The organism is uncultured Chitinibacter sp., assembly GCF_945957625.1.
GTDB lineage: Bacteria > Pseudomonadota > Gammaproteobacteria > Burkholderiales > Chitinibacteraceae > Chitinibacter > Chitinibacter tainanensis.
In genome coordinates, this window is record NZ_CAMFLP010000015.1 from 1 (window position 1) to 18,688 (window position 18,688).

Consider the following 18,688-nt stretch of genomic DNA (forward strand, 5'->3'; position numbering starts at 1 on the left):
TCTCGACCTATACCTTGGCAAGGTATCGCTCTACCAACTGAGCTAATCCCGCATCGCGATTTGCTTTGATGCTTGTACTACGCCAATCTCACTGGATGCTGACCCTGAAAGGGTGGAGCGGGATAAGAGGCTCGAACTCTCGACCTATACCTTGGCAAGGTATCGCTCTACCAACTGAGCTAATCCCGCACATCCAACTCGCTGTCACATTGCTGCGAAGCGATTTGCAGAGGAGGCGAATTATGGGCATCTGGCTGGGGGCTGTCAACCCTTTTGTCGAAAATTTTTCGCCGAAGTGGGGCAAGTGGCGGAGGCAAAAGGCGAAATTTCAGCCCGCCGGGCGAGGCGGGCATGCTAAAATGGCGGCCAGTTTTTGCTGCGCGCTTGCCGCAGTCTATCCATTGCCTGATCGAGGATTTGTTATGCCACGCGTTGTCACGCTTGCCCATTACTACACGCAGCCAGAAATTCAGCAAATGGCTGACAAGGTGGGCGACAGCCTGGAACTTTCCCTGTTTGCACGCGATGCCGATGCCGACATCATCGTGTTTGCCGGGGTGCGCTTTATGGCCGAAACGGCCAAGATTCTGAATCCGAATGCCACGGTGATCCTGCCGGATGCCGGCTCGACCTGTTCGCTGGTGACCCAAACGGATGTCACTGCCCTGAAGCAATGGCGCGAGGCGCATCCGGATCATGTGCATGTGTCGTACATCAATAGCTCGGCCGAGCACAAAGCGCTGAGCGACTGGATCGTGACCAGCCGCAATGTGGACGACATCATTGCTCACCTGTATGCCGAGGGCAAACAAGTGATTTTCTCGCCTGATCGCAATATGGGCGCGTATCTGAACTTCCAGCATGGCTACGATATGCCGCTGTGGTCAGCCGTGTGTGAAGTGCACGATAAATTCAATCAGGCCGCGCTGGACGAAGCGTTTGCCGCGGTGAAAACCGCCAAATACCTGATCGCACACCCGGAAAGCCCGCTGCCCGTGCTGCAGCAAGCCGATTATGTGGGCTCCACTTCAGGCATGCTGAACTGGATCAAGACTTTCGACAAAGAGCCCGATGCGGCTATTTTCGTGGCAACCGAAGATGGCATTTTGTATAACATGCGTCAGGCTCGCCCCGATCTGAATATCGAGCAAGCGCCGATTTACGCTGGCTGCCAGTGTAATTCCTGTCCGTACATGAAGATGAATACCATCGAAGCGGTGAAACGCGCGCAGGCCGGGCAGGGCACGGTGATTGATTACCTGAGCCCCGCTGATATGGATGCCGCCCGCGCCCCGATCGAGCGCATGCTGGAATTCTCTAAACGCTATTACGCCTAAGCATGGCGCCTGTGTGGCGCCTGTGTCTTGGCCAATAAAAAAGCCCGCTGTTGCGGGCTTTTTTATTGGGTATATGCTGCTAGGCTAATAAATATATTGGCTACAGGGCAATACCCCTAAGCAAGTGCGGCGAGTAGCTTGCTGTGAATGCCGCCAAAGCCCCCATTACTCATCACCAGAATCTGATCGCCCGGCTGCGCCTCGGCCACGATGGCGGCGATGAGCGTATCGAGATCGGTAAAGCTTTGCGACTTCTCGCCCAGTGGTGCCAGCGCTTCGGCGGTATCCCAGCCTAAATTCGCGCCGTAGCAAAACACTCGATCGGCGTCGGCCAAACTGCCGGGCAGGGCTTCTTTCATCGTACCCAGTTTCATCGTGTTCGAGCGCGGCTCCAGCACGGCCAGAATGCGCTGGCTGCCCACTTTCGCGCGCAGCCCGGCTACGGTGGTGGCAATGGCGGTGGGGTGGTGGGCGAAATCATCGTACACCGTGATGTCGTTGACCACGCCTTTGATTTCCATCCGGCGTTTTACATTTTCAAAGCGGCCTAGCGCCTCGATCGCCACCTGCGGCGTAACGCCCACATGGCGAGCGGCGGCAATCGCTGCCAGTGCGTTGTGAGCATTGTGTTCGCCCATCAGGCTCCACACCAGACGCCCTTGCCGCTCGCCATTGAAGATGACCTCAAAGCCATCAGGGTAGACGGTGCCCAGTGCCCAGCCCGCGTGGCCAGTCGGGGTGGCGAAGTGCTCCACCTCTGACCAGCAGCCGCGTTCGAGCACGCGCTGCAGGCTTTCTTCCTTGCCATTCACAACCACGCGGCCTTGGCCAGGGATGGTGCGTACCAGATGGTGAAATTGTGTTTCAATCGCGGCCAGATCGGCGAAAATGTCCGCGTGATCGAATTCCAGATTGTTCAAAATTGCCGTGCGCGGGCGGTAATGGACAAATTTACTCCGTTTGTCGAAAAAGGCCGTGTCGTATTCGTCGGCTTCCAGCACAAAAAACGGAGAAGTGCTGGCCGCATCTTGCCGCGGTGTGCCCGGTGCACGCGCCGAAACGCCAAAGTTCTCGGGAATGCCGCCCACCAGAAAACCGGGCGCCAAACCAGCGTCTTCCAAAATCCACGCCAGCATCGAGGTGGTAGTGGTTTTGCCGTGCGTGCCAGCTACGGCCAGCACCCATTTATCGCGCAGTAGATGCTCGCCCAGCCATTGCGGGCCCGAGGTATAGGGCAGCCCGGCGTTTAAAATCGCCTCCATCAGCGGCATACCCCGCTTCACCACATTACCAATCACGAATAAATCGGGCTTGAGCTCAATTTGCTCGGCGCCAAAACCTTCGATCAATTCGATGCCCAAACTTTCTAATTGGGTCGACATTGGTGGATAGACATTGGCGTCGCAACCGGTGACCTTATGGCCCGCTTCGCGCGCCAGCGCGGCAATCCCGCCCATAAAGGTGCCGCAGATACCCAAAATATGAATATGCATAATCGATCGATCCTGGTTGCCGAGTGCTAGCCCATCTTGGCGCAATCAGCAATATTGATTTTGAATAAAAAGGTGCATCATTGTAGCGAAGTTGCTTGGCTCAGTGGGAGCGCACGCCTTACAATCAAGCCGACTAGCTCTAACGCCCTAATGTATTAACCTAGGTTTTGATTGATGACCTCTGCAACACCGGTGAACCCGGTTGAGATTGCGCGTATCGCACTCAAACGGCTGTCCGAGCGGGGCCTGCCCCCCACGCCTGAAAATTACGCCCAGTTCTACAACGCCATTCTCACCATCAAGGCGCCGGAAAGCAAAACGGCCACCGAGATGCAGCTGGCTTGGCAGGTGCTGTATAAGCTCGATGATGCCGCGACCGATGTCGCCGACATTACCGATGGGCTGCTGCAGAATCTATCTGGCTCGAGCTCAGTGATGCAACAAAGCCTAGGCGATCTGCAATCGATGCGCGAAGCGCACGCCGAGCAGCGCGTGAGCCCCGAGCAGGCGCATGCCTCGCTGGAAGATTTGCTCAATGTGGTCATCAACACCACTAGCAATGTGCACTCTACCGTCACCAGTTCGCACACCGATCTGCAAAGCATCCGTGATTCGATCCGTCATATCGAAGAAGACCTCGCTTTCAACCGCAAGGTGCTGGAACAAGATGCGCTGACCGGCGCGCTGAATCGGCAGGGGCTCGATCATTTGCTGATGCGCGAAGTGAAACGCGCCCAGCGCAATGGCGCTCGCCTGACCGCGGTGCTGGTGGATCTGGACGAATTCAAGCAAATCAACGATCGCTTTACCCATCTGGTGGGTGATCAGGTCTTGATTCACATGGCCAATCTGACCAAGGCCGTGTTGCGCGAATCGGATATTCTGGTGCGCTATGGCGGCGAAGAATTTCTGATTTTGCTGCTGGATACCGATCTAAAAGGCGCCAGCTACGTGATCGACCGCCTGCGGCTGGTGACTGGCCGCACGCCGTATATGCATCACGCCCAGCGCATCGAAGTGCGCTTCTCGGCCGGGATTGCCCAGCTGCGTGATGATGAAAATGGCCGCGCGATGGTGTTGCGTGCCGATGAAGCGCTATATCGGGCTAAAAACAGTGGCCGCAGCAAAACCGAGTTGGCGGATTAAGCCGCAGCGACATACTTTGAAAACTATAAAAAGACCCGCCGTTGCGGGTCTTTTTTTGCCTTAGACGCCTCCAGCGCTTAGGCTCGGGGCTGGCCAGATGAGTTCGATGCACAACCCGCCGCTGGCGCTGTGGCTCAGTTTAAGCTCGGCCCCATGCAGCTCGGCAATACGCCGTACAATCGACAATCCCAGACCAGAGCCACTTTGCGCCTGTCCTGGCGGACGGAAAAAACGCTCACCCAGTCGCGCCAATACGGCCTCATCCACGCCTTGGCCATGATCGCTGATGCTAAGGCCGTGCTGCGTTAGTGTGACCACCAACGGTGGTTGGCCATAGCGCAGCGCGTTTTCAAAAACATTGCGCAGTAAGAGCTGTAGCAAGCTGGCATCGACCGCTGGCGCGAATGGGGCCAGCTCGTGTACTTGTAAATCACCGGCTGGCGCAGCGGGCGCCACTTCGTGCCAGGCCGCCCAAATCAGCGGTGCTAGCGGCTGAGGTTGGCAATCTTGCTGTTGCAGCCGGTCTAGCCTTGATAGCGCTAGTAGCTGATTAACCAGATGGGTCGCGCGATCCACCCCCAGCAAAGCTTTGCCCAGCGCATTATGGCGGGTTTGCTCGCGCGGACTGCTACTGGCTAGCTCCAGCTGGATACGCAGCGCGGCCAAGGGGGTGCGTAATTCGTGCGCAGCATCGGCGGTGAAGCGCTGCTCGCGTTCGATGGCGGTGCCGATGCTGGCGTATTGCTGATTCAGGTTATTCACCAAGGTGGCGATTTCCTGCGGGGCAGGGGTGGCCAATGGGCTTAGATCCATGGGCTCGCGCCGGGCAAGCTCCTGGCTGAGTGCGGCCAATGGCTGCAGCGCGCGTCGGCTGGCCCATTGCAGCATGAGCAGCAGCCCCAGCGCGGCAACCAGCAGCGGCCAGCCAAGATGCTCCATCAGTTCTTCAAACAGCTCTTCTTGCCATTCGCTACGTTCGGCTAGCACCAGCTGCACCCCGGCGCGCTCCACCCGAATACTGACCCAGTGATGGCCATCATGACGTAAAGCATGTAAATGGCCACGCCGCCCGGTTTCGCTGAGCGTAAAAGGGTGCGGGTCATTGCTGCTAATCAGCTGACCATCGGTACTGTAAAGGGCGTAACTCATCCGCTCCGCGGCCGCGAGCTCTTGCCGGGAATTGAGCTGCCCATTTTGATGCAACTCGATCAGCATTTCGCCCGTTGCGCGCAATCGGTCTTCCAGTAGCTCGGCAAAACCATGCCGCGCGACAAAGAAAAAAACCACTAATAACACCGCCCAGACTCCCAGTGTGGCCAGCCCGGTAAACCAGGTGAGCCGGTTGCTGAGCGATTGGCCAAGGTGTTGACGGAGGGCGTGGCGAAGGCGGGCGATGCCCGCGCGTAATTTAGACATCGGCTAAGCGCCAGCCCAGCCCCCGCACATTGCGGATGGCTTCGCTGCCCAGTTTTTTGCGCAGATGCGATAGATGCACATCGAGCGAATTACTCTCCAGCTCGCTTTGCCAGCCAAACAGTTTTTCTTCCAGGGCATTGCGTGATAGATAGTGCGGATAATGGTGGAGCAGCAGATACAGCAGGCGGTATTCGGTTGCAGTTAGCTCCAGTGCTTGTTTGGCGAGCCATACCTGCTGGGTGGCCGGGTTTAGCTCGACATCGCGCCAGCTCAGTAGATGACTTGCACGCTGCTGGCTGCGGCGTAGCAGAGCATTCAGGCGCGCCACTAGCTCGCCCAGCACAAAGGGCTTGGCCAGATAATCATCGGCGCCAGTGTTCAGACCGGCGATGCGTTCATCCGGCTCGGCGCGGGCGGTGAGCACCAGAATCGGCGTGGTATCGCCCAAACCGCGCAGCTGGCTTAATACCTGCAGCCCATCCAGCCGGGGCAGGCTTAAATCGAGCACGATGGCATCAAATTGATGCGGGCTGGATAGCACATGCCAGGCATCTTGGCCGTCTTGCAGCCATTCCACCGTGTAGCCGGCATCAATCAGGCCTTCTTTAATGCCATCGCCCAGAAGAGGGTCATCTTCAACCAGAAGTAGTTGCATCGTGTGAGTCGGTGTCTGCTGGTGGGCGCTTATAGCCATGAATCATGGCCAGCACCAGATTGTCTTGGTGGCGGATGCTTTCGGCGATGGCGGCCAGTACGTGCAAGGCGACGCAGCCGATCAGCACATTGGCAATCCCTTCATGCAGCTCTTCCAGCCACTCTTCTCCCCAGTAGGCATCCAGTCCCATCATATAACCGGTGGTGCCTAGGCTGATTACCAGCGCCATCAGCAATAACATCATCACTGCGCCGGCGGGATTATGCCCAGTGTAATGGGGCGGCTGGCCATGCAGCAAGGCACGCAGGTAAGGGAACAACCGTGACGGCCAGGGGAACCAGTCGCGAAAGCGCGCATACGGTGTACCGATAAAGCCCCAAAGTAGGCGGGTGAGCACCACGCCAGTGGCGACATAACCGGCATAGCGATGCACAGTGGCGCCGCCTTCATTGATAAAGTTACCCAGTACGCACAGTACCAAGGTCCAGTGCAGAATGCGGACTAACGGGTCCCAGACTCGTAGGCGAGACATGATGATGCTCCTTTCGCTTGTGGCCACAGTAGCCAGGCACACAGCAGGCTAACGATCAGCCAAGATAGCCACAGCGTAGCCAAGGTGTGGCTGAGAAAATGTGCGCCTCGCAGTTGCTGAATCCAGCCCAGCATGAGACCGGGCAATAACAGGAGGGGGAGGCGAATCAAGGCCTGGCGCCGCTTAAGCGGAAGCCACAGTGCAATAAAGCCCAGTAGCCAACTGCCGCTGCTGGCATGCCCAGCCGGATAGCACTGCCCCGCGCCCACGCCCAGCGGCAGGCGATCAAACAGACGCAAGTACGGCGCATGGCCGCCAAACTGCTGCAAATCCCAGGGGCAATGCAACACACTCAGGTGTTTGAACTGAGTCACCAGCACCGGCACCAGCAGGGCCGAGAGCCCCACCACCAGCCATTGCCGGGTGGCTAAATCTTGCCAGCCCGCCAGGCGCTGCTGGCGATACAGTTGCCAGGCCACGGCCACGCCCAGCACGACGGAGAGTTTTTTCATCCAATCGTGCCCTAGCTTGGCGGTGAGCCATTGATCCCGCCAGGGAAACTGCCCACTGGCCGGATCAAACATCCAGTTGGCCAGCCACAAATCCACATTGCTGTATTGCTGCAGAATAATCAGTCCGACTAGGCTGCTGATCAGCAAGACGGCATTGCCCAGCAACCACTGTTGCCGGCTAAGAGATGGGCTGGCGTGCGACATGGTTTACTCGATTTCAGATTTCACGACATCCATGGTTTTGGTGTCGAAATAGATCTCGGCCTTTTTGCCATCTTTGGTTTTGCCATACATTTCATAGCAATTGCCATCGACTTTGAATTTCTTGATGGTGTAGCCCTGTTCGGCCAGCTTGGCTTTCACTTGGGCTTCCGGCATCCATTCTGCTTTCGGGTGCGCGGTACATTTGGCTGCGGCCATGGCTTGGCCAGCAAAAACTGCAGTCACGAGGGCAAGTGCGGTGTACTTCAGCATGATGTGCTCCTTGAGCAGGGTGAAAAGACCAGCGTATTTCACCACCGCTGTATGAAGCGAAACTTAAGCCAACCACCGTTCGTCGCTTGTGATAATGTGTCGCCGCCCTGTCGCGAAACCGTATTATCTTTTTATAGGGGCGCAGTTTAGGCGCTTCATTTTCGCTTAAGTCTGCCTGCGCACACTGGCGCGCATCGCCCGATTGTTATTTTTGAGGAAGTCCATGTTGGCCCGAATTTTGGCTCGTCGCTTTGCCTTAACGCTGCCCAAGCTCACGACATTGTTTGCCCTGTATCTGGTGGCGCTGTGCAATACCGCTTTTTGGAGCAAAGCTTGGCAAGCCATCGCCGGCACGCCGGGCAGTAAATTGCCCTTGTTTGCCGGTATGGCGGTATTGCTGATCGCCGGTTTTCAGCTGCTTCTAACTTTGCTGTGCTGGCCGCGCTGGGCCAAAGGCCTGCTGATGGTGCTGGCCCTGCTGGCGAGTATCACCGCCTATTTCACCGCCAGCTATGGGGTGATGATCGATAGCGCCATGCTGCGTAATGTGTTTCAAACCGATACGCGGGAAGCGCTGGAATTACTCAATCTCAAGCTGGTGCTGGATGTATTGCTGCTGGGTGTATTGCCCGCCTGGCTAATTAGCCGCGTGGAGCTGCAGCCAGTGCGCTGGCCACGGCTATTGCTGGGTAAATTGGGGCAGCTGGTGCTGTGCCTGGTGTTGATGGTGGCGGTGATTGGCGTGTTTTATTCGGCGCTGGCCTCGTTTACCCGCAATCACAAGCCGATTCGCTATCTGATCAACCCCGCCAACGGCATTTACGCCACCATTCGCTATGTGGTGGGGGAGCGCATGAAAGCGCCGGTGGTGGCCGAGCCCTATGGCCGGGACGCGAAAAAAATCGCGCCAACCCAGCCACATAAACCTACTCTGCTGGTGCTGGTGGTGGGCGAAACCGCGCGGGCGGAGAATTTCTCGCTCAATGGTTACGCCCGGCCCACCAATCCGGAATTGGCCAAATTACCGATCATCAATTTTAGTCAGGTGAGCTCATGCGGCACTGAAACTGCCGTCTCGGTGCCCTGTATGTTCTCGGGTTTTCCGCGCAGTGACTTTAGCGTGAACAAGGGCGAGGCCCGCGAAAATCTGATCGATATTTTGCGCACTGCGGGGCTGAAAGTGGTGTGGATCGACAATAACTCGGGCAGCAAAGGCGTGGCCAAACGCCTTGGCGAAGTGGCGATCCCCGATGGTGGCCCGGCGCCCGATTGCCGTGCAGATGAATGCTACGACACGGCGATGTTGCCGCAGCTGCAGCAAGCGCTACAGGGCGCGGCGCAAGATACGGTGGTAGTGCTGCATCAGAAAGGCAATCACGGCCCGGCCTACTGGTTGCGCTATCCGGCGGAATTTGAAGTCTTCAAGCCCGTATGCCGTACCACGCAATTGCAAGATTGCCCGCGCGAGCAGATTTTGAACGCCTACGACAATGCGATTCGCTTTACCGATCATTTCCTCGCGCAATTGATCGGTCAGCTGCAGCAGCGCAGCGATTACGATAGCGCCATGCTGTATGTTTCGGATCATGGCGAATCCACCGGCGAAAATGGCCTGTATCTGCATGCTGCGCCATATATGATCGCCCCCAGCCAGCAAACGCATGTACCCATGGTGGCGTGGTTTTCGCCCAGCTATGCGGCCAGCCGGCGGCTGGATCTGCACTGCCTGCAAGGTGAGCGCAGCAAAGCCTTTAGCCACGATAATTGGTTCCATACCGTCTTGGGGGCCACGGGCGTGAGTACGAGCGTGTATCAGCCGCCGCTGGATATGCTGGCGAGCTGCCGCAAGTAAATCGCAGCTAGTAAACCAAAAGGCCAGCAATGCTGGCCTCAGGCTGCGAACAGGGGGGCAGAAAATATGCTTCAAGTCTCGGCAAAGCCGAGCTTAGGAAATAAGGCTTTTCATCTGCAGCCTTGACGTTCTACTTCCACTCCTCCCGTCCCCTCCTTGAGGGGAGCCTCGCTTCGCGAGTGGGCTTGCTGATCAATTTGCGGGGGGCTGCCGGCCTTTTTATGGGCTAGTTATTGCGCATCGTGCTCGGTCTTATTTGAGCAGGGCGTGGTAGCCGTTGGTGATTACTAGCCCGGCAAAATACAAATACAGTACTGCCGAGGCGAGGTGGCAGCCTTGTTTAAAGCGCGGCCCCAGCGTTTGGCCGCCATGATGAGCCACCAGCACGATGAAGGTGCTCCAGGCGAGACCACCGAGGAAAAACCCACTGAGAAAATCGGCCGTGCTGCTCAGGCTGCCATCGGTAGCGCGGGCAATCAGCGTGCCGCCCACCGCGGCAAACCACAAAATCGAGGTGGGTGAGGCCATGGCCAGCGTTAGCCCGCGGGTAAAGAGCTGGCGGCGCGCGGGCAGCGGCGGATGTTCGCCCTCAGCGGCGCTGGCATCGCGCCAGGCTTCGCGGGCCATTTTATAGGCCAGCCACAGCAGCAGCGAGCCGCCGCCCAGCCAAGTGAGCCATTGCACCAGTGGAAATTGCAGCAGAAAGCTCATGCCGATCAGCGCCAGAATGGCATAGGCTAGATCGCCAAAGCAGGAGCCAAAGCCCATCCAGAAGCCAGCCTGACGGCCATATTTGAGGGTGGCGTCGATCATGGCCACATTCACAATGCCGATGTCGAGGCAGAGCGAAATCGACAGCAAAAAGCCGGTAATAAAGGTTTCCATGCCGCTTAGCTTACGGCGCGGGCGTTGGCCTGACTATTGGGGATGCTCGCGATTCGCGGGTTTATGGCTGCATTCAGGGGTATTGTCCGCTAGCTAATTTAAAATATAGCGTAGCAGGCAATACTGGCCTGGGTATGCTTAATTGCGCCAGAATGCGCGGGTAAACAGGATCAGCACCGAGAAAATCTCTAGCCGGCCCAGCAGCATGGTAAAGCTGCACACCCAAGTCTGAAAATCGGTCAGCCCCTGGAAATTGCGCGCAGGGCCCACTTCGCCCAGGCCCGGGCCGGCATTATTAATGCAGGCAATAATCGCCGAGAAACTGCTGATGAAATCCAGCCCCGACACCAGCAACACCAGCGTCAGCACCACAATGCTTGCGAAATAGATAAACACAAAGCCCATCACGGAAAACAAGATATTCGGCGGAATCACCTGCCCATTCACCCGCAGCGGATGCACGCCCTGTGGATGTAGCAACACCGACATCTGGCGGCCCACTTCGCGCACCTGAATAATGGTGCGGATCATCTTGATCCCGCCGCCGGTGGAGCCGGCGCAAGCGGTGATGCAAGATAGAAACAGCATCACCAGCGGCACAAAAATCGGCCACGCACCAAAATCCACACTGGCAAACCCGCAATCGGTGGCCAGCGAAACCAGATTAAAAGCCACATGGCGCAGGGCGGTGAGGTACTCCGGGTACACCTGTTGCCAGTACAGATAGCCGGCCAGCGTGAGCGTGCTGCCCAAAATCAGCAGCAGCATGGCTTTGAATTCGCTGTCTTTCAGGTACACAGATAATTTCCGCCCTGACAGCGCGAAATAGTGGGTGGCAAAATTGGTGGCCGCCAGCAGCATAAAGACAATCAAAATGCCTTCGATCAGCGGCGAATTGAAATAACCGACGCTGGCATCGTGGGTGGAAAACCCACCCAGGCACATGGCCGCAAAGGCGTGGCACACCGCATCCAGCCAGCTCATGCCGCCGGCGTATTTCAGCAGCAGCGCGCAGATCAGGGTGAGGCCAGCGTAAATCAGCCACAGATTGCGGGCGGTTTCGTGAATGCGGGGTGTGAGTTTGGCGTCTTTGATCGGGCCCGGGGTTTCGGCCTTGAAAAGCTGCATACCCCCCACCCCTAATAGCGGGAGAATGGCGACAGCCAAGACGATAATCCCCATACCCCCTAGCCAGTTGAGCAAGTGGCGCCACAGATTAATCGAGGGCGGTAGATGATCCAGCCCGGTAAACACCGTGGCACCGGTGGTGGTGAGCCCCGACATGGTTTCGAAATAGGCGTCGGTAAAACTGGTAGCCGGATTAAACAGCAGCAGGGGCACGGCCGCGACTGCAGGCAGCAAGCTCCAGATGCCCACTACCAGCACAAAGCCATCGCGCGGCCGCATTTCGCGTTTATAGCGGCGGGTCGCCAGCACGGTGAGCCCGCTCACCAACATTAAGCCGCCCAGCGCATCAATAAATGGCCACAGGCCAGCGTCGCCAGTAAATAGGGCGACGACGATGGGTACCACAATCGAGATCGAAAACAGTGCCGACACCCGGGCCAGCACATTGACGGTGGGGAGAATACGTTGTGCCAGCGTCATTTAGAAAAACCCGATTTTGACCGCGAATAATTGCTCGATTTCGCGGATATGCCGTTTATTGTCGATAAACACGATCACGTGGTCTTCGTTTTCGATCACGGTATCGTGATGCGCCATCAGAACTTGTTCACCGCGGATCAGCGCCGCCAGATTAGCGCCTTGCGGTAGTTTGATTTCTTCGACTTTGCGCCCGACCACGCGCGAATTATTGCGATCACCATGGGCAATCAGCTCGATGGCTTCGGCTTCGCCGCGGCGCAGGCTGTGGACCGCGACAATATCGCCTTGCCGTACATGCGTGAGCAGCGCGCCAATGGTGGCTTGCGCGGGGGAAATCGCCACATCGATTTTGCCGCCTTGCAGCAAATCGACGTAACGCGAGCGATTGATGATGGCCACGACCTTGCGCGCGCCCATTTGCTTGGCCAGCAACGAGGACATGATGTTGTCTTCATCATCGGAGGTGAGCGCCATAAATAAATCACAGCGGTCGATCTGCTCGGTATCAAGCAGGTTTTCATCGGTGGCTTCGCCGCGCAGAATCAGGCAATTGGGCAGGTGTTCGGCCAGCCATTGCGCCCGTTCGCGCTGCACTTCGATGATCTTGACCTGATAGTCGTCAGCCAGCGCGCGCGCCAGCCGGTAGCCGACATTGCCGCCGCCGCAGAGGGTAATGCGTTTGATGGTGCGCTCGCTGGCGCGGAACTGGCGGATCACACTGCGAACATGCTGCCGCGCCGCGAGGAAAAATACTTCGTCACCGACGCTGAGGGTGGTGTTGCCATCGGGGGTGATGCGTTTATTGCCGCGATAGATCGACACAATGCGGCAATCGATTTTTTCTAGATACAGCGGCAGGGTGGAGAGGTCTTTGCCATCCATTGCGGCGCCCGCTTCGATGCGCACAGCCACCATTTGCGCTTTACCGGCGCCAAATTCCAGCACTTGCAAGGCCTCGGGCGTGGCCACCAGCCCTTGCAGCAGATCGGTCACGATTTGCGCCGGGGTAATGATATGGTCGATGGCAAAGCCATCTTCGGTGAATAACTCTGGGCGGGCGAGGAGATCCTGATCGCGAATGCGGCCAAGGCGGGTGGGCACATTAAACAGGCTATGCGCGATTTTACAGGCCACCATATTGAGCTCATCCGATGGCGTCACCGCCAAAATCAGATCGGCATCGGCCGCGCCGGCTTGTGCCAGCGTCACCGGATTGGAGGCATGTCCGCACAGGGTGCGCAAATCGAGTTTATCGGCCAGCGGCTGCAAATTGCTCGGCTGTTCATCCACGATGGTGACATTGTAATTTTCGCGCACCAGCTGTTCGGCCACCGATGAGCCAACCCGGCCAGCGCCCAGGATCAGGATATTGGGCAAGTGGTATTCCTTTGCCTGCTGAGCAGGCGATCAAACAACAACGCCGACAAGGGGAGGAGCTTGTCGGCGTTGGTGGGGCGAAGTGGCTTACGCTTCTTCCAGATTGCGCAGCTTGCGCGGCATCTGAATGCCCAATTGCTTGAGCTTGCGATACAGATGCGTGCGCTCCAGACCAATGCGCTCGGCCACGCGGCTCATATTGCCGTTGGAGAGCTCGATCTGGCGTTCCAGATAAAAGCGTTCAAACTGATCCCGCGCTTCGCGCAGCGGCAAATCCAGATCGATTTGCGGCAGCGGCATGGCTTGCTGCACTTCGGCGGTGGCAACTTGCGATTCGGGCGAGAGCTGGGCCAGAAGGCGGCTCACCGGCAGAATATCAATATCGCCATCCCGACCGGTAAGGGCCAGGCTTTTAACCACATTGGCCAGTTGGTCGATATTGCCAGGCCATTCTTGCTGGCTGAGCAGCTGCAGAGCTGATTTGGAAAAACGCCGCACGCCCAGTTTATTGGTCGCTACGGTCTGCGCCAGCAGGCTTTCCGCCAACGCCGGGATATCCTCGGCATGATTGCGCAGCGCCGGCACCGGCACAATGATCTGCGTCAGCTGGCGCAGCAATTCCGGCTCGATTTGGCCCGTGAGCTGATCGAGTGGGCGGGTAGAGGCCGTTACCAGGCGAACTTTTTGTTTTTCCAGTTTTGGAATCAAATTCAGCAAGCCGGCTTGGGCTTTGCGATCCAGCCAGGCGATATCCCGCACGAAAATCGTGCCGTTGGCAGCGCGATTGAGCATATCTTGCGGTGGCAAAGCCAGCTCTTCATTCGAAGTGGGCGACACAAAACCGCCATTGGCCTTGGTCAGGTGGCGCGCGCAGGCTTCAAAGCCGGCGCCAGGTTCGCCGGTCAGGATGATGGGCAGGGTCTGACTTGCTACCTGATCAAGTGCCTCTCGCAGTGCCTGAATGGCACTGCTATTCCCGAGGCTCTGCAGGCCCTGCGTCGGCTTTACCGTGGCAGCGGGTTGTGCAAAAGCCCGTTTGACTGCCGCCAGCAGTTTTTGCAAGCCGATTGGCTTTTCCAGAAAATCCAGCGCGCCAATGCGGGTGGCCTCAACGGCTGTATCCACGGTGGCGTGGCCCGACATCATGATCACCGGCATGGTCAGCTGACCATTGCGCGCCCATTCTTTGAGCAGGGTGACGCCATCGGTGTCGGGCATCCAGATATCGAGCAAGACCAGTTTTGGTTCGGCTTGATTACGGTATTTGCGTGCAGCCTCAGCATTTTCGGCCAGTGCAACGCTATACCCCTCATCAAGCAAGATTTCTGACAACAGTTCGCGAATGCCAACTTCGTCGTCAACAATCAAAATTTCCTGATTAACCACTTGTTGTTTCCTCCCAGAGCGGCAACTCTATCCGAACGAAGGCGCCAGTGGCATTGCCCACTTGTACCCGCCCGTGATGTTCTTCGATAATTTTTTTCACGATCGCCAGACCTAATCCGGTGCCTTTGGCCTTGGATGTTACATAAGGCTCAAAAACCCTAGGCAGTAAGTCTGGAGCAAAACCTTTGCCGCTATCTTCGATGTAAAGACGCGCCCATTTTTCGTCTTTTTCGAGAATAAGGCAAATCTGTTTTTCTTCGGCCTCGGCAATCGCGTCTTGCGCATTTTGCAGCAGGTTGTGAATGACCTGGCGCAGATGAGTCGCATCGCCATTCACCATCAGGGCATCGTGTACCCTAAATTCACGTAATACTGGCGCCGCTTCGTACAGCACCAACACCTCTTGCACCAGCGCCAGTAGATCCAGCGGCTTTTTCTTGCCCGATGGCTTGCGCGCATAATCGCGGAAGGCATCCACCATCTGCTTGAGTGCCGCCACCTGCTTGATGATGGTCTGGGTGTTGCGGGTAAGAAATTCCGCGCCAGTCTGGTCGAGTTTATCTACCAGTTTGATTTCCATCCGCTCGGCCGAGAGTTGAATTGGCGTGAGCGGGTTTTTAATTTCATGCGCCAGGCGGCGGGCCACTTCGCCCCAGGCCGCGTCGCGCTGGGCTGACAAGAGCTCGGTGATGTCATCAAAGACCAGTACATAACCATGCAGATCTTCTGCATCATCAATTAGCTGGCTCAGCCGCGTGCCGCGTACCAGCAGCACCCGTTTTTCTTCGGCCAGCTCAATCTGACGCTGCCAGACTTCTTCATCCGACAAAAAGCCGTGAATGGTGTGGGCCGAAAACGCGGTGAGGGCCGGGTAGCTTTCATTCCAGCGTGATAAGGGCTGGCCATGAATACGCTCTGGGTCTAAGCCCAAAATGCGCAAGGCGCTCTGGTTGGCCGATTGCAGCTGCCATTCTTCATCAAACGACAGCACGCCGGCTGAAAGTGAGCCCAAAATTGCTTCGACATAGGCTTTGGCCTCGGCCTGCTCGGCCTGGTTTTCTTCCAGCTTGTCGCGCGCATCGGCCAATTGGCGGGTCATGCGGTTAAAGGAATGGGTGAGGATGCCTAGCTCATCGCGGCTGATGACCGGATGTTGCTGGGTGAAATCCCCTTGCGCCACCGCGCGCGTTCCCGCGGCCAGCACGCCCAGGGGCGCGGCGAGTTTGTCCGAGAGGTAAATCGCCAGCGCCAATGCGCCCAGCAGGGCAATGGTGAGGGCAATCGTTAGTGTTAGGCTGTAAATGAGTTTAAGCCCTTGCCGCGACTGCGCGAGCTGTTTGTAATCACTGCGCACTTGCTCGACCAGCTCGGCATCTTGCGCCAGCTGGGTCGGCACGGGCTGCATCAGTTGCAGTAGCCGCACGCGATTGCTGATGTCGCTGTCGGGCATCGGTACGATCACCCGCATCATCAGCGCGCCGTTATCGCCTTTTTCAATCCCTTTGTAACTGCCAATCACGGCTTTGCGCACCAGATCACGTGAGGGTAGCTGCGGGATTAGCGGTGCCATTTCGTTGCCGATATTGGCGTAGAGCTGGTTGTTGTCATCAAATAGCGTGATTTCCTGCACGCCGGTTTGTTCGCGCAGTTTGGATAGGCGGGGCAGTAGGCTGCTCACGCTATTGTCGTGGACATCCCAAGCAATAACCGAGGCTTTGCGCTCGAGCTCGGCCAGCTGAAACTCGATGGCGTTGTGCCCTAGATTCAGGCCGCGATCCAGGGCGTTATCTACCCGAACATCAAACCACGCCTCGATCGAGCGATTTAAGAACTGCACCGACAACGTGTACACCAGCGCGCCGGGTAAGACCGCCACCAGCGAGAACATAAACACCATGCGCAAGGTCAGGCGGGAGCCAAACACCTTGCGTTTTACCCGTCCCAGCAAGCGTGTCATGCGCGTGCCAACAAATAGGGCCATGCCCAGTAGCAGGGCCACATTCAGCCCCAGCACTAAGCCGTAATAATTAGAAAAATGCGAGGTGTTGCCCGAGGCAGTGGCGAGCAAGAACAGCAGGACTGTGGCCAAGGCCCCAATAATTAGCAACCAGCGTTTCACTGCACAGGCTCCGTTTCGGCCGGCCGACGCAGCTGGATCTCACTCCAGCCTGATTCCAGTTGCCAGTTGTTGTTGCCGATGGTGCTGAGCTGAAAGGCTTTGGGTAGCTGTGAGCCATCCAGTCGCAGTCGCAGCTTGCCGGCAAAATCTTCACTTTGCAGATCTGCGCCATCCATCACCACCCAGTTTTTCAGCGTGCCCAAGGCCGTGAGGGCTTCATCGAGGCTATTAAAATGCCGCACTACACCGGCGGCCGCGATGCGATATTGCTTGGTCAGTGGCTGAAAGCTCAGCCGATGGGTGGCCGTGGCATTGGGGCCAAACCCTTCGGCCACTTGCCGGTACCAGGCATACAGGCGAGGCTTGGTGAGTTTGAATTCGTAAACAAAGGGAAGAGTGAGGCCATTGCGCAAAGCCTCGTCCAGCTCTGGATTCAGGCTCACGGTGAAGCGGGCAAATAGCTCAATGCGGGGCGGAAGGATATCGGCTTCGGTTTTGATGGTTTTAATGCCGGCAGCATGGGTGCCAAGCGCACCCATGAGCCCGGCCAGCAGCAGGAACAGGCGAAGCCAGGCCGCCAGATTAAGCTGCAGCCTTGCGAAATAACGCGTAAAAGAAACCATCATGATCTGCATTGGGTAATAACTGCCCACCCTGTCCGTCGCGAATCAGATCGGCAGGAATGGCCGGGTGCTGCAAAGGTTCGGCGATGGCATCGGGATGGCGCGCGGCAAATGCTGCCACGGCGGCCTGATTTTCTGCCGGAAACACAGAGCACGTAGCGTACAGTAGTTTGCCGCCTGACGCTACGAGTGACCAAAGCTGATCTAATATTTTTTCTTGTTGACATTGTAATTCAGCAAAGTCGTCGGGGCGGCGCAGCCATTTGATGTCCGGGTGGCGGCGAGTCACACCCGTGGCTGAACAAGGTACGTCGGCCAGAATGCGATCAAACAATTGGCCATCCCACCAGCTCGCGGGTTCGGCGGCATCGGCGCAGGCCGTGCGGGCCGATAATTGCAGCCGTTCGAGGTTATTGCTCACGCGCTCTAGGCGTTTGGCATCAGCGTCCAGTGCCAGTAAATCCAGCTCGGCCAATTCCAGCAAATGGCCCGTTTTACCACCCGGAGCCGCGCAAGCATCGAGTACGCGCTGACCATCGCGCACATCGAGCAGATAAGCGGCAGCCTGAGCGCCCCAATCCTGCACCGATACCCAGCCTGCTGCAAAATCAGGCAGCGCATCCACCGCTTGCGGTTTATCCAGCTGTATGGCTTGCGGGCCCAATATGCGGCCGGTGATGCCGACTTCGTTGAGGCGCGCCAGATAGGCTTCGGCGCTCGTGTGGCGACAATTCACTCGCAAAGTCATCGGTGGATGGCTGTTATTGGCCTGCAAGATTTGTTGCCACTGCTTGGGATAAGCCTGCTTCATGGCGGTGAGCCACCATTTAGGATGGCTAAAGCGGCCGCGTTCGTTCTTTTGCGCGGCGCTAATCAGTTCGGCTTGCTGACGCAGGAAATTGCGCAGCACCGCGTTCACCAGCCCTTTGGCTTTGCCGCTGCCGATTTTGCTGGCCACTTCAACCGCGTGATCGACGACCGCATGGGCGCCAGCGCGGGTGAATTGCAGCTGATACAGGCTGATCAGCAGCAAAATCCGCACTTCCTGCTCTTTCACTGGCTTGGTGGCCAGCTGCTGCAATACCGCCTCCAGCAGGCCCAGATGCCGCAAGGTGCCGTAGCTAATGTCCTGCACGGCGCCACGCTGCTGCGGGGTGAGGTTGGGGTTTTGTCGCCAAGTGGTGCCAAGGGCTTCGGTCAGATTTTGTCCGCCGAGCACAGCAAACAGCGTTTCACAAGCCAGGGTTTGGGTCAGTAACATCCGCTTCTTCTA

At 57.3% G+C, this 18,688-nt stretch carries 16 protein-coding genes and 1 tRNA gene; 3 read left to right on the forward strand and 14 right to left on the reverse strand.

The window, feature by feature from the left end:
* Positions 1-113 precede the first annotated feature (113 nt).
* Positions 114-189: transfer RNA gene (locus tag QV747_RS14395), tRNA-Gly, on the reverse strand.
* A gap of 233 nt (positions 190-422) precedes the next feature.
* Between QV747_RS14395 and nadA the strand changes: the two genes are divergently transcribed.
* Positions 423-1,337, forward strand: a complete 915-nt coding sequence (gene nadA / locus QV747_RS14400) for a quinolinate synthase NadA (protein WP_273432442.1) — start codon at positions 423-425, stop codon at positions 1,335-1,337.
* Positions 1,338-1,453: 116 nt separating this feature from the next.
* Here nadA and mpl read toward each other — a convergent pair whose 3' ends face one another.
* A complete protein-coding gene (gene mpl / locus QV747_RS14405) occupies positions 1,454-2,830 on the reverse strand; it encodes a UDP-N-acetylmuramate:L-alanyl-gamma-D-glutamyl-meso-diaminopimelate ligase (protein WP_273432444.1) in 1,377 nt (458 codons plus the stop codon).
* A 174-nt stretch (positions 2,831-3,004) separates the two neighbouring features.
* On the opposite strand from mpl, the gene QV747_RS14410 reads away from it, so the two are divergent.
* Positions 3,005-3,976, forward strand: a complete 972-nt coding sequence (locus tag QV747_RS14410) for a GGDEF domain-containing protein (RefSeq protein WP_028449888.1) — start codon at positions 3,005-3,007, stop codon at positions 3,974-3,976.
* A gap of 60 nt (positions 3,977-4,036) precedes the next feature.
* On the opposite strand, the gene QV747_RS14415 is transcribed toward QV747_RS14410, so the two are convergent.
* From QV747_RS14415 to QV747_RS14435, 5 genes are read right to left on the reverse strand one after another with little or no spacing between them, the layout of a single operon-like run.
* Positions 4,037-5,392 (reverse strand): ATP-binding protein, encoded by a 1,356-nt coding sequence (locus QV747_RS14415; RefSeq protein WP_273432446.1) that lies wholly within the window; start codon positions 5,390-5,392, stop codon positions 4,037-4,039.
* Positions 5,385-6,047: a response regulator transcription factor gene (locus QV747_RS14420; protein ID WP_273432448.1), complete on the reverse strand. Its 663-nt coding sequence runs from the start codon at positions 6,045-6,047 to the stop codon at positions 5,385-5,387. Before QV747_RS14420 ends, QV747_RS14415 begins: the two co-directional genes overlap by 8 nt.
* Positions 6,028-6,579, reverse strand: a complete 552-nt coding sequence (locus QV747_RS14425; RefSeq protein ID WP_273432450.1) for a cytochrome b/b6 domain-containing protein — start codon at positions 6,577-6,579, stop codon at positions 6,028-6,030. Before QV747_RS14425 ends, QV747_RS14420 begins: the two co-directional genes overlap by 20 nt.
* Positions 6,549-7,295, reverse strand: a complete 747-nt coding sequence (locus tag QV747_RS14430; protein WP_273432452.1) for a phosphatase PAP2 family protein — start codon at positions 7,293-7,295, stop codon at positions 6,549-6,551. Before QV747_RS14430 ends, QV747_RS14425 begins: the two co-directional genes overlap by 31 nt.
* Before the next feature lie 3 nt (positions 7,296-7,298).
* Positions 7,299-7,565 (reverse strand): PepSY domain-containing protein, encoded by a 267-nt coding sequence (locus QV747_RS14435; protein WP_028449884.1) that lies wholly within the window; start codon positions 7,563-7,565, stop codon positions 7,299-7,301.
* Positions 7,566-7,788: 223 nt separating this feature from the next.
* Between QV747_RS14435 and QV747_RS14440 the strand changes: the two genes are divergently transcribed.
* Positions 7,789-9,417 carry a phosphoethanolamine transferase gene (locus QV747_RS14440; protein ID WP_273432455.1) on the forward strand — a complete coding sequence of 543 codons (1,629 nt, stop codon included), beginning with the start codon at positions 7,789-7,791 and terminating at the stop codon, positions 9,415-9,417.
* Between the two features lie 252 nt (positions 9,418-9,669).
* On the opposite strand, the gene QV747_RS14445 is transcribed toward QV747_RS14440, so the two are convergent.
* From QV747_RS14445 to rsmB, 7 genes are all read right to left on the reverse strand, one after another.
* On the reverse strand, positions 9,670-10,302 hold the full coding sequence (locus QV747_RS14445) for a LysE family translocator (protein WP_273432457.1): 633 nt from the start codon (positions 10,300-10,302) through the stop codon (positions 9,670-9,672).
* Between the two features lie 138 nt (positions 10,303-10,440).
* The gene (locus QV747_RS14450) at positions 10,441-11,910 is read right to left on the reverse strand and encodes a TrkH family potassium uptake protein (protein ID WP_197053833.1); all 1,470 of its coding nucleotides are present in this window, start codon (positions 11,908-11,910) and stop codon (positions 10,441-10,443) included.
* The gene (gene trkA, locus QV747_RS14455; RefSeq protein WP_034619554.1) at positions 11,911-13,278 is read right to left on the reverse strand and encodes a Trk system potassium transporter TrkA; all 1,368 of its coding nucleotides are present in this window, start codon (positions 13,276-13,278) and stop codon (positions 11,911-11,913) included. It abuts the gene before it with no gap.
* Positions 13,279-13,374: 96 nt separating this feature from the next.
* Positions 13,375-14,673, reverse strand: coding sequence for a sigma-54 dependent transcriptional regulator (locus QV747_RS14460; RefSeq protein WP_047393605.1), 1,299 nt, complete (start codon positions 14,671-14,673; stop codon positions 13,375-13,377).
* Positions 14,666-16,792 (reverse strand): HAMP domain-containing histidine kinase, encoded by a 2,127-nt coding sequence (locus QV747_RS14465; RefSeq protein ID WP_047393607.1) that lies wholly within the window; start codon positions 16,790-16,792, stop codon positions 14,666-14,668. The genes QV747_RS14460 and QV747_RS14465 overlap by 8 nt, the downstream gene beginning before the upstream one ends.
* On the reverse strand, positions 16,789-17,418 hold the full coding sequence (locus QV747_RS14470; protein WP_288791521.1) for a DUF4390 domain-containing protein: 630 nt from the start codon (positions 17,416-17,418) through the stop codon (positions 16,789-16,791). The genes QV747_RS14465 and QV747_RS14470 overlap by 4 nt, the downstream gene beginning before the upstream one ends.
* Positions 17,375-18,676, reverse strand: coding sequence for a 16S rRNA (cytosine(967)-C(5))-methyltransferase RsmB (gene rsmB / locus QV747_RS14475; protein ID WP_273432463.1), 1,302 nt, complete (start codon positions 18,674-18,676; stop codon positions 17,375-17,377). Before rsmB ends, QV747_RS14470 begins: the two co-directional genes overlap by 44 nt.
* Positions 18,677-18,688 lie beyond the last annotated feature (12 nt).

Coding starts and splice junctions, on each gene's coding strand:
- QV747_RS14470 (WP_288791521.1), bottom strand. CDS start 17,418: ATGATGGTTTCTTTTACGCGTTATTTCGCAAGGCTGCAGCTTAATCTG.
- QV747_RS14425 (WP_273432450.1), bottom strand. CDS start 6,579: ATGTCTCGCCTACGAGTCTGGGACCCGTTAGTCCGCATTCTGCACTGG.
- QV747_RS14445 (WP_273432457.1), bottom strand. CDS start 10,302: ATGGAAACCTTTATTACCGGCTTTTTGCTGTCGATTTCGCTCTGCCTC.
- nadA (WP_273432442.1), top strand. CDS start 423: ATGCCACGCGTTGTCACGCTTGCCCATTACTACACGCAGCCAGAAATT.
- QV747_RS14450 (WP_197053833.1), bottom strand. CDS start 11,910: ATGACGCTGGCACAACGTATTCTCCCCACCGTCAATGTGCTGGCCCGG.
- QV747_RS14415 (WP_273432446.1), bottom strand. CDS start 5,392: ATGTCTAAATTACGCGCGGGCATCGCCCGCCTTCGCCACGCCCTCCGT.
- QV747_RS14440 (WP_273432455.1), top strand. CDS start 7,789: ATGTTGGCCCGAATTTTGGCTCGTCGCTTTGCCTTAACGCTGCCCAAG.
- QV747_RS14420 (WP_273432448.1), bottom strand. CDS start 6,047: ATGCAACTACTTCTGGTTGAAGATGACCCTCTTCTGGGCGATGGCATT.
- rsmB (WP_273432463.1), bottom strand. CDS start 18,676: ATGTTACTGACCCAAACCCTGGCTTGTGAAACGCTGTTTGCTGTGCTC.
- QV747_RS14430 (WP_273432452.1), bottom strand. CDS start 7,295: ATGTCGCACGCCAGCCCATCTCTTAGCCGGCAACAGTGGTTGCTGGGC.
- mpl (WP_273432444.1), bottom strand. CDS start 2,830: ATGCATATTCATATTTTGGGTATCTGCGGCACCTTTATGGGCGGGATT.
- QV747_RS14410 (WP_028449888.1), top strand. CDS start 3,005: ATGACCTCTGCAACACCGGTGAACCCGGTTGAGATTGCGCGTATCGCA.
- QV747_RS14435 (WP_028449884.1), bottom strand. CDS start 7,565: ATGCTGAAGTACACCGCACTTGCCCTCGTGACTGCAGTTTTTGCTGGC.